Source organism: Anaerobacillus sp. MEB173, from assembly GCF_052119505.1.
Lineage (GTDB): Bacteria > Bacillota > Bacilli > Bacillales > JBJMAU01 > JBJMAU01.
Window position 1 is genome coordinate 1 of the sequence record NZ_JBJMAU010000034.1, and the last position, 9,716, is coordinate 9,716.

Annotated in this window: 19 protein-coding genes; all 19 read right to left on the reverse strand. The window is 31.9% G+C overall.

Features of this window, described 5'->3' with window-relative positions:
* Positions 1-640: 640 nt before the first annotated feature.
* The gene (locus ACJ2A9_RS23100; RefSeq protein ID WP_441424053.1) at positions 641-883 is read right to left on the reverse strand and encodes a hypothetical protein; all 243 of its coding nucleotides are present in this window, start codon (positions 881-883) and stop codon (positions 641-643) included.
* Complete coding sequence (locus ACJ2A9_RS23105; protein WP_441424054.1) at positions 852-1,316, reverse strand: DUF3221 domain-containing protein; 465 nt, start codon at positions 1,314-1,316, stop codon at positions 852-854. The genes ACJ2A9_RS23100 and ACJ2A9_RS23105 overlap by 32 nt, the downstream gene beginning before the upstream one ends.
* Positions 1,317-1,471: 155 nt before the next feature.
* Positions 1,472-1,837: a histidine kinase gene (locus ACJ2A9_RS23110; RefSeq protein WP_441424055.1), complete on the reverse strand. Its 366-nt coding sequence runs from the start codon at positions 1,835-1,837 to the stop codon at positions 1,472-1,474.
* Between the two features lie 95 nt (positions 1,838-1,932).
* Complete coding sequence (locus ACJ2A9_RS23115) at positions 1,933-2,463, reverse strand: hypothetical protein (protein ID WP_441424056.1); 531 nt, start codon at positions 2,461-2,463, stop codon at positions 1,933-1,935.
* Between the two features lie 213 nt (positions 2,464-2,676).
* Complete coding sequence (locus tag ACJ2A9_RS23120; RefSeq protein ID WP_441424057.1) at positions 2,677-2,862, reverse strand: hypothetical protein; 186 nt, start codon at positions 2,860-2,862, stop codon at positions 2,677-2,679.
* 188 nt (positions 2,863-3,050) lie between these two features.
* Positions 3,051-3,623, reverse strand: coding sequence for a hypothetical protein (locus ACJ2A9_RS23125; RefSeq protein WP_441424058.1), 573 nt, complete (start codon positions 3,621-3,623; stop codon positions 3,051-3,053).
* Between the two features lie 53 nt (positions 3,624-3,676).
* Positions 3,677-4,153 carry a DUF5071 domain-containing protein gene (locus ACJ2A9_RS23130; RefSeq protein WP_441424059.1) on the reverse strand — a complete coding sequence of 159 codons (477 nt, stop codon included), beginning with the start codon at positions 4,151-4,153 and terminating at the stop codon, positions 3,677-3,679.
* A gap of 111 nt (positions 4,154-4,264) precedes the next feature.
* Positions 4,265-4,393, reverse strand: coding sequence for a hypothetical protein (locus tag ACJ2A9_RS23135; protein ID WP_441424060.1), 129 nt, complete (start codon positions 4,391-4,393; stop codon positions 4,265-4,267).
* A gap of 178 nt (positions 4,394-4,571) precedes the next feature.
* Complete coding sequence (locus ACJ2A9_RS23140; protein WP_441424061.1) at positions 4,572-4,757, reverse strand: hypothetical protein; 186 nt, start codon at positions 4,755-4,757, stop codon at positions 4,572-4,574.
* Positions 4,758-4,886: 129 nt separating this feature from the next.
* On the reverse strand, positions 4,887-5,306 hold the full coding sequence (locus ACJ2A9_RS23145) for a hypothetical protein (RefSeq protein ID WP_441424062.1): 420 nt from the start codon (positions 5,304-5,306) through the stop codon (positions 4,887-4,889).
* Positions 5,307-5,493: 187 nt separating this feature from the next.
* Positions 5,494-5,889: a hypothetical protein gene (locus tag ACJ2A9_RS23150; RefSeq protein ID WP_441424063.1), complete on the reverse strand. Its 396-nt coding sequence runs from the start codon at positions 5,887-5,889 to the stop codon at positions 5,494-5,496.
* A 119-nt stretch (positions 5,890-6,008) separates the two neighbouring features.
* Positions 6,009-6,416, reverse strand: a complete 408-nt coding sequence (locus ACJ2A9_RS23155; protein ID WP_441424064.1) for a hypothetical protein — start codon at positions 6,414-6,416, stop codon at positions 6,009-6,011.
* A gap of 188 nt (positions 6,417-6,604) precedes the next feature.
* Positions 6,605-6,841 carry a hypothetical protein gene (locus ACJ2A9_RS23160; RefSeq protein ID WP_441424065.1) on the reverse strand — a complete coding sequence of 79 codons (237 nt, stop codon included), beginning with the start codon at positions 6,839-6,841 and terminating at the stop codon, positions 6,605-6,607.
* Between the two features lie 117 nt (positions 6,842-6,958).
* Complete coding sequence (locus ACJ2A9_RS23165; RefSeq protein WP_441424066.1) at positions 6,959-7,135, reverse strand: hypothetical protein; 177 nt, start codon at positions 7,133-7,135, stop codon at positions 6,959-6,961.
* A gap of 195 nt (positions 7,136-7,330) precedes the next feature.
* Complete coding sequence (locus ACJ2A9_RS23170; protein ID WP_441424067.1) at positions 7,331-7,840, reverse strand: DUF4367 domain-containing protein; 510 nt, start codon at positions 7,838-7,840, stop codon at positions 7,331-7,333.
* Positions 7,841-7,988: 148 nt separating this feature from the next.
* Positions 7,989-8,432 carry a hypothetical protein gene (locus ACJ2A9_RS23175; protein ID WP_441424068.1) on the reverse strand — a complete coding sequence of 148 codons (444 nt, stop codon included), beginning with the start codon at positions 8,430-8,432 and terminating at the stop codon, positions 7,989-7,991.
* Between the two features lie 168 nt (positions 8,433-8,600).
* Positions 8,601-8,993 carry a DUF4304 domain-containing protein gene (locus ACJ2A9_RS23180; protein WP_441424069.1) on the reverse strand — a complete coding sequence of 131 codons (393 nt, stop codon included), beginning with the start codon at positions 8,991-8,993 and terminating at the stop codon, positions 8,601-8,603.
* 155 nt (positions 8,994-9,148) lie between these two features.
* A complete protein-coding gene (locus tag ACJ2A9_RS23185; RefSeq protein ID WP_441424070.1) occupies positions 9,149-9,331 on the reverse strand; it encodes a hypothetical protein in 183 nt (60 codons plus the stop codon).
* Positions 9,332-9,550: 219 nt separating this feature from the next.
* Positions 9,551-9,716: immunoglobulin-like domain-containing protein (locus tag ACJ2A9_RS23190; protein ID WP_441424071.1), on the reverse strand; the 166-nt coding region annotated here is incomplete at its 5' end.

Below are 9,716 nucleotides of genomic sequence, written 5' to 3' on the forward strand. Positions count from 1 at the left end.
TTTTTCAGATTGATAGTCATTCTTCCTAAACTTTTTAAATAAATTCATTTATAAATCTCCTCAATTATTGGCAAATATCTCCTAAATCTTACTATACTACTGACTAGAATTACAGTTAAAAACAGAATAAATATAAAAGTTAAAAACTTCTTAATATAAAAAAGCCATTATATACAGGTTCTTCCTCAATACATAATGGCTGTTAATAAATTATGAAATTACTGCTGTGACTGCTGATTAAAATAAAACATTTTCTGCTCATTTAAGTGACATACTTTACCGGAAATATTTCGAAATCGATCCTATGTCATGAAGCCTCAGCGGGTACAATATTTGTTTAAATATCGTTATGGTGATATTACAATTGCCGAAACGAAAGAATGTAGGGCTTGACTCGGAGCCTCTGTGGGTACGATTTGTCTTGAAAGGCTGAAGCTAAGGTTTCATCAGGCAAACGAGCCTATCATACCCACCTCTCCGAGTAAAGCCCTATGTTTGTTAACGTTAAAAACTATAATTACTTACTAAATATAACGCTTCTACAAAGATACAATTTGGCACTTTTATTATCTTTACTAACGTTGAATACGGCGGAAAATCATACTACATATAAGCTTCCGTTAGTTCAATAATTTAAGGCTTAACTTTCTTTTTCAGCTAGAATAAGTAAATCAGTCTCAATCTTAGCTTCTCCGCCCTTAAATTCATCTTTTCTCTTTGAAAAGTCAAAATCGAGGTAAATAATTTCTTCGGGGTTAATCTCTTCAAGAGCTACATTGTTTCCCTCTGTATCTACTATTTTTAAATCATTGGTTAGTTTAACATGTATTAGTTTTTCAATTGAATGTGTTTCAATACCTTGTTCTTCGTAGTATTTTATCATAAAAATCCGAAATATCTAATGTTATACTCCCCTCATAAAGACTACCTGCATAATAGCTCTTTAGAGGATTATCTAAGGATAACTCATTTTTCTTGATCTCAATTTTATCGGCACTTGCTTGTCCTGGATAACTTTCATTTATTGCGTTTGTCCATACAGAAACAATTTGCCCTACTTTTAAAGAATCAATATCAGCTGTTGAAAACCATATCGCATCTGGTCTCCCATCTGGTAATTTTTCGGTTGTGCTTTCCACCAAAAATCTTCCTCTTTCTATCTTAACAATTTCTCCTGTAATTGCAGGTTTATTTGTTATTTCCTCTTTTGATTTTGAAATATCATTTTTGAATTCCACTTCTTTACTACTTTGTTGACAGCCCATTAACCCTATTGATAAAAGTATTAAAGACAAAATTAAACTAAGTTTTTTCAATACCCATCACTCCCTTTATATAAATTAGACGGGATTTCGTATCTTTTCGTTTCAAAAATTACGTGGTAACTTGTTCCATTAAACTGCTTCTTTAACGCAGTAGGAGCTGCCGCATTCGACAGCCCCTTGTTTTGCTATTGCAACCGTTAGTTGAGTTAATCCTCTTTAACATCTAGTAAGTAACTAATAAATTCTTCGTGTAAAGCAATGTTTTCTTGTAATGATTTTCTTGTTTCTCTCTCTATTAAATCAATTAACAAATCATCAGCTAACTCATCCCCACCATCAATCATCACACATATTGAATGGATAACTCCCTCAATTACTTCATTTTGAACCTTTCTAAAAGCAAGCAACTCATTTTCAGAGGTTAATTTACTTGCCAAAAGCTTATATTCCTCTTCGCAATCTGAAGCAATTAAATCTGCGTCGGGTTCTATATTCTTAATAGCAGTGTCCACCCAATAATCCTTAATATTTTTTAAGTTTTTAAAAAGAAGTTTTTGATTTTGGTTAATCATTTATCTTTCTCCCTTCTTAAACATTCCTGCTCCAATACTTCGTTAAGAAGCGGAACCTTTGCAACGACAGCTCCTCAACTATTGCACCCGTTAGCTTAATATTGAGGTAGCTCTGGTTCAGTTTCTAAAAAATTATTTAATCTTTCTTCTAACATATCCCAATTCCATTCTTCGCTACTCGGAAATCCTGAATCATTAAGTCGTTTTGCCAAATCTAATATTTGTTCTATATCATCTTCAGATATTTCATCAGACTCTAAAAGCCTATTTGCCAACGGAACATATTTTTCTTCAAAAAGAAAGAACATCGTGTGTAATGGTTCTTTTAAGTTAGATGGAAGAACTGTTGGCATTTCGTGAACCATTCCACCGACAACTGAAAATCCATTTCTAGCCCCAGTTACAAATTGATGGAATAATTTTGGAAAATCTGATTGGTCAATTTTTAGACCATTCTCTTTTACATTGATTGAACCAATAATATTTAAATAACGAACCATTTCTCCATGTGCAATTTGGGTTGATGCTTTATTAACTTGCTGTTTCATACCATTTGACTGATATAAAAACCATCCATTTAATATTACGGATATAACCAACAAAATTAAGATGATATTTCTTTTCATGTATCTCACTCCTTTTTCCTCTTCAATTTTAACACCCAACAACATAATTTTATGAGGTAAAATAGAGTAATTCAGTTAATTATTTGTAATACACACATAAACTTTTTGATTTAACTACTTTCTGCTTCTTTACTTCAAAAAGATAAAGAGCAATCCCTGCTTCTTGAAGGATTGCACCCGTTAACGAAAGAAAGGTAATACTTTGGTTAGTATTTATTTATCATTATCTAAATCACTATCTAAAAATGATTTCTTATCCACTTTAATCCCGTACTTCTTCTCGATAAATTGACCAACAATAGACTTGTTAATACCATCTTTTACTGCTGTTGTAATTACTAAATACATAATAAATAGACCAACAATCCATAAAATTATAGATAAAACAAAGGAACCCAACTATATCTCCCCCCAGAATACAAATCCCTATATATTTTACCATTAAAAACCATAAAACGTCTTTAAATAGTTGAAAAGGATGCCAGTATTTCCCACTAATCTCCTTCTTAACCCAATAACAATAGGAGTTGCCATTGACAACTCCTTCTTCTGCTATTCGCACCCGTTACTTCAACAATAATAGAAGTCTATTTCTCTTTATTAAGTTCAAAACGTGCGATTTCTTTTTCTTTATCAGTTCCTTCCTTGTAAACCAATACCAATGTACCATCCAATGCATGTTTTTTAAGTTTTTCTAACTTATCTTTAGATGGTGCTAAGTTATAAGCATCATTCTTTTCATTCGCACCTAAAAAGTAAGAAACGCTATATTCACCCAATTCATTTGGTTTTAATGTAACTATATTCTTCGCAGTTTCTGTTCCTACAAAAACACCATTTTGAAAATAAACTTCATCGAAAATGTTTTCCCTCACTACCTCTTCAGAAATTTGTTTTAATTTTTCATTAGGAATAATTTTTAAAGTCATCTTGTCCTCTACTTTTGTTCCTATAGTAATTTCTCCTGTATTTTTCAAGACAAATTGATATTTAATGGCTGTATGTGTTACTTGCTTTCCTGTTTCATCACCATATACTAAATCCCTTTCGAGACCGTCTATCAAATTAACTTTGGAACTTACAAGCTCAAATGATGGTTCTTCACTTGAACACGCTGATAACAAAAGCAAAAATACTATATTCAATAATAATCTTTTCAAAATACTCCCCCTTTACTTACCGAATTACATAAAACCCAAAGCCTTATTAAAGATTACTGTTCAATAGTTGAACGATCATCATAATTAGCCAAAGTTTTTAAATCCTGAACTAGCATTCCATCAAAATATTTAGTGATTTTCAATTCGTTTATTAAGGTTAATAACCCTAAACCCCAATCCTCATCCTTTTCTTCCATTGCTTTTAATATAGCCTGTTCAATATGTGGTTTTAGCTCATTTTTGTCAATTTCGCTTAACAAGTCTATTATATTTGCAACTCCAGGATGATTTAAGTCTTGGAACCATTCCATTAAGTAGGGGAATGCAGCTTTATTATTCGGATACCCAATTTGTTTTAAGACTACCGAAGCATTTTGCCAGCATTCTTTACTACATAGTTCATTTGACTTTTTTGCAAGGAATACAACTTCATTTCCTTTTAAATTCGAAAGTTCTTTGATAGCTTTTTCCTGTACATCAACTGGTTTATGCCAACTTAAATTCAATATATTCGATTCAACATTATTCATTGTCCTTCACCACACATCTAATATAAATTGTATTTATTTTTCGCTAACCTGCCTCGTTTAGTGAAAAATGCGTTCTTACTGCTGTTGCAGGAACGCTCTGTTAATTAAATATTATTTATCTTTATTGTTCATCTCTTCAAGTAGTTCAATAATTCTTTTATTTTGATTTGATTGCTCTTTTAGATATCCTATAATCGTACCAATGCCTATAACAACAAGTAATAATAGAATCCACAACATATATATTCCCCCGCTCGTAACTCTACCTTTAAAATATCCACCATTTAATTCCTTTCATTTTAACATTATTAAAAAAATGCCACGTTAACACATTAAACAATAGGAGCTGCCATCGACAACTCCATTTTCCGCTCATGCATCCGTTAGCTAAAAGTAGACGGAATGCCCTAGTTAGTAGTTATTTGTCATTATCTAAATCACTATCTAGAAATGATTTTTTATCCTCTTTAATCCCGTACTTTTTCTCAAAAAATTGACCAATAATAGACTTATTAATACCATCTTTTACTGCTGTTGTAATTACTAAATACATAATAAATAGACCAACAATCCATAGAATTATAGATAAAACAAAGGAACTCAATTATATCTCCCCCAAACTACAAACAATTCCTATAGATTTTACCATAAAAAACCATAAACCTTCTATAAATAGTTGGAAAAGGTTTCCAATCTGTCTCACCAAAGCATCTGTTTGAATATGGTACTCGCTCTACTCTACTAAATCTTCTACACGAAAAACTCCAAATGGTTTATTCAAACTTTCTATAAAAGGTATATATAAAACACTAACAATGTCATTTACAGAATCAAATGAACCTGGTTCTTCAAAACTATCTCTTGTTACTACACGTATATGGTCACGATATTCATAAAAACTACTTATTGCTCTATTTGGCTCTAAAAGCAAAAAATACGTTTTGCCTTCAAACTCAAAGGTGTGTAAACCACCATTTTTATCTTTAATTTTTGTCTCAAAATAAGACTTTACTTCATTTGGAGCATTACTAAGATGAACCATATTTTGTGAAATAGCAGTCGCATATATAGACTCTTCAACTACCTTTTGATTACATCCACTTCCAAATAAAATTAAAATAATAGTTGATAAAAAAAATAATAGCTTCTTCAATCAAAACGCCTCCCCTCATGTTAATATAAAATTTACAATCCTTCTCCTAAGCCATACTGTTAAAAATTTCTACATAATTCTGCCAGTTTCTTATTCTAGTTCAATAAAATAAACAGGAGCAACCACATTTATGACTATTCCTGTTGTTTAAGTAATACCTTTACTTTAAGTACAGTAATTCACAAACTTATTCAATTTTTCCTTCTCCAGTCAATTGCGTTCCATCAACCAAACCTAATTGACCAAAAGTATATACAAATTCAGATTGATTCCTCTTTTTTACACCTTGAATATTTACAAAGTATTCATTACCTTCTTCTAACAAATTATATATTCTTGAGTCCTCAATCATTACCTTATATCTCTCTTTATTTGGACTGTTATCATTAGCATTAGAGCCTATGACCCACATCTTTATATAATTTCCTGGTTCAATATGATGTTCTTTCTTTTCAATTTCAAAAATCATTGAACTACTTTTATAAGATTTTCCTTCCTCAAAATATAAATAAAATAGAAATATTCCTATTAAGAATAAAATAATTAGCAAAACTATCCACTTTTTACGAGAAATTTTAAACAAAAATCCACCTCCTGATAATAGTTCTTCTTCAACAAAACTGCTCTTTACTTCAATAGTTGAAGGTACTGCTATAGCATCTGTTCCTTAACTCTCGCATCCTTTACTTGAAGATGAAAACTTTATTTTTCAAATCTCACTAACGTTTTTTCAGGTATTTCAATTTGGTCCACATCAAAGTTATTGATTTGGAGAGTTAGCTCACCATCTCGTTTGTAAGCTTCTTCTCCTATCCAACAGCTATACAGTTCAAAAAAATCGCCTTTTTCAAGATAACTGTCCATAATTTTACATAGTTCTATTAACTTCTTTTTTGATTCAGCACAAGTCTCTGGATGCGTGTATTCAGAAATATTAATTCCCCAATTACTAGATACTTCATAAACATATGACGTAGTAAATTGATAATTCTTTACGTCTTGAAGGTTCGACTCATCTGCAAAACAACTTCCAATAAAAAGTAAATCCTCTGTATATTCATCTTTAACGGGTATTTGTTTATTACAGCCAATATAACTAGCTAAACTCATTTTCACTCACCCTTTTTTAGTTCTTATTTTAATCCTTATTGAACAATTCTGCCTCATTAACGCAACAGGAGCTGCCGCATACGACAGCCCCTTTCAGCTATTGCATCCATTAGCACAAGTAGCGACTGCTCTTATTGAACAATAGCATCCGTTTGTTTAAGAAGAATATTTTTATAACAAAATACATTTTAGGAACAACGAGCAACTGCAAGGTCACTGTCTTTCTTTTTAATTAACACATTTTCGTCACTATCAAGCTTGTATTCAATTTCTTCGGTATTTAAACATTTGATAAGTGATTGTCTCAATTCATTATTCATATTTTTATGGTCTGCAAATACGAAAAAATCATTATTTTGTTGATTACAACCAGTAATAAAAATTAGTAATGTAATCGTAACCAAGGTTTGTCTGAAACTTTTCAAACTGCTTAACTCCCTTCACAACAATACCCATTCAATCTTGAACTATTCTGCTCAATAGTTGAAAAGCGACAGCTCAGTTTGAACAATCGCATCCTTTACTTTAATAAGAAATTACTTTTATTTTTTCTCCAAAGCCTTTACCGTCCTAATTAACCAATACAAAAATACCCAGGGTAATATAAATTTTGTACTCCATTCAATTGCACTAAAAATGATAGAATTAGTAAAGCCGAAAAACTGTATAACGAGAAAAAGTCCTAATATAAGTACACCACCAATTACTAAATTTCTCATCGTCTCCCCCCTTTTATAAATACCTTCTTTAAAGATAACACAAAACAACTATTTTGGGGGTATTTTCCATTTTCTCTTCAAGTAACCTGCTTCGATAATTGTGCAGTGCTTATATTTTAATCTTAACATTGATTTCCTTTCACTTGGAAAAAAGAAAAACGTTCCTGCTTATGACAGAAACGTATACTTGGATAACTATTTCATTGACTCTGCAATCTCTATAATTTTTTCCTTAGATATATTTGAACTGTCCATTTCTATATAAGTACCATCTTGTATCCAAGTAAGTAATCCCCCTGTAATTTTTTTACCTTTACTATCTAATTCACCTGCGTTAGCCCACTCCTGAAAATAAGCAATATTACCGTTTATATTTATCTCTTCTACATTCGAATTCATTGGTTCAATTCTCTTAGAAGTCGCTTTCTTTTCCCCAATACCAACCATTAAATACTTATCATTTTTATCCATGAAATGTAATTTAAAATGAGTAATAATATCTTTTCCACCTGAAGAATATGTCTTAATTTCTAAGGTCCAATCATCAGGAACTTGTTTTGGAGACAGAACTTTAAAGTCAACTTTTTCTTTGACTTCAGAAATAGTAATACTGTTATGATTGTATTTTATTTCTTTTGCTTGAACTCCCAAAGGTATAGATGAAATTAAAATAAAAACTATTAACAACTCCAGCAAATACTTCATTATACACTACCCCATTTCGTATGAAATTCTACTGGATAGTGTTCCCAATGTATAATTGCATATTAAAGAATTCTGGGTGGGTTAGTCAAAAAGCGTTCCTGCTGCTGTTGCAGAAACGCTTCCGTTGGCTGAACAAAATTTTTCTTAATCATTTCTCTTGGTTAGTCAATTCAAATGCCTCTTCAAAATTATCCCATTTTATATTTACCCGTATAATCTCGTCTTCTTTTACCTTCATACCAGTACCACCACCCTTAATTGTAAATGTAGTATCATTAGGCGGGTCATCATATTCCCTAACGCTAGTAGCACTTCCACCACTTGTATCATAAGAATATTCAAGCTTTTTCATTGAATGAATATCTTCCGTTGAACCTTTATAGGTTATTCTAAATAGATCACTATCTTCATTAGAATATGTTGTTTTCCCTTCTTCTTCGCCCCATATTTCGGTTCCCTCATAAATATATTCAGCCTTCCAAAACTCACCTTCACCTATAAACGTGTACTCATAGTTAGTCACTTCTTCATTCGAACATGCAGCAAGTATGATAATTATTATAAATATTGAAGTTTTAAATAGATTTTTCATCTCCTATTCCCCCTAACAAATAAATCTATCTCTTTTAGCTTATCATGTAACATTAATATTTTGGTTAATAATTGGTAATTATTTGTTAAACTATTCAGTTGCTCGTTAACTCAATAAACAATAGGAGCTGCCATCGACAACTCCTTGTTCTGCTCTTGATTCCGTTAGTTAAATCTCTGCAAGGTATTTCTTTGCATCTAATGTTGTTGGCAATGGCAAATCGTTTTGTTCCAAGAGTATTTTAAGTTTGTGAATTTCTCCATGCTTTTCGAACCAATCCAAAATTTCACTGCAAATGGAATTCCACGACTTTTCCCTCTCATCAATACGACTCTGGATATGACAAGAATAGAACGGAGGGTTTTTCTCAACTCCCATAGCTCTGATATAAATAGCTACGTTAATATAATAATCCTCTTTGCTCCATTGTGACCCCTGAATATTTAGAACAAATATAATATCTTCTGTCGTTTTCCTCCATGTTGTTCTTTCTTTCTTAAATCCATGAAGTTTGAAAACTGGTTTCAAGCAATCAATTAATTGTTCTTTGGTTATTCTCATTATTAGTACACTCCGTTTATACTAAATTCCACTTCAAATATAACACACTTATAGGTGTACCTTCTTGTGCTAACCTGCTTCTTTAACACAACAAGAGCTGCCGAAACGACAACTCTTGTTCTCCAACTCTTGCTTCCGTTTATTTAACAACACTTTTATTTCTCTATGATGTATTTTTCCCAGCCTATGATCCGAATCTCCTCATCGGATGGGGGTTGCCTTTCTACATCCCATTCGAATAATGATATTTTTTCATCCTTCGCTTTTTCTTCGTATGCCGTATCAAAGACTGAGTTGAACTTATTATAATTTTTTACTTCATTTGGATGCTTCCACATTGATTCACACTCAACACAAAGCACAAAAAATTTCTCCGTTTTCTTATCCTTGTAGATTAACCCACCCCTGATCACATACGGGGCACCAGGCAACTTTATTTTTATAGTAGTTCACACTTGACCCTCCTTAAGAAAAAGCTTCTCCTTCTTGAAGAATTGCTTCCCTTTACTTTAAGTTCATCCTCTCACAACCTTTGTTATATAACTAACTTTGTTTTGCTAATCAATCGTGAACTCCGCTGTCAAATGGCGCTTATCATAATCCCCTGTGCTTCTAAAATCCAGTATATCTTTCACTATACGGTATTCACCAGTATCCAGACTGCCATAGAGCCAATCCCAATCAACTGTCCATTTCTTAACATCTGATGAAGATAAGTCATAG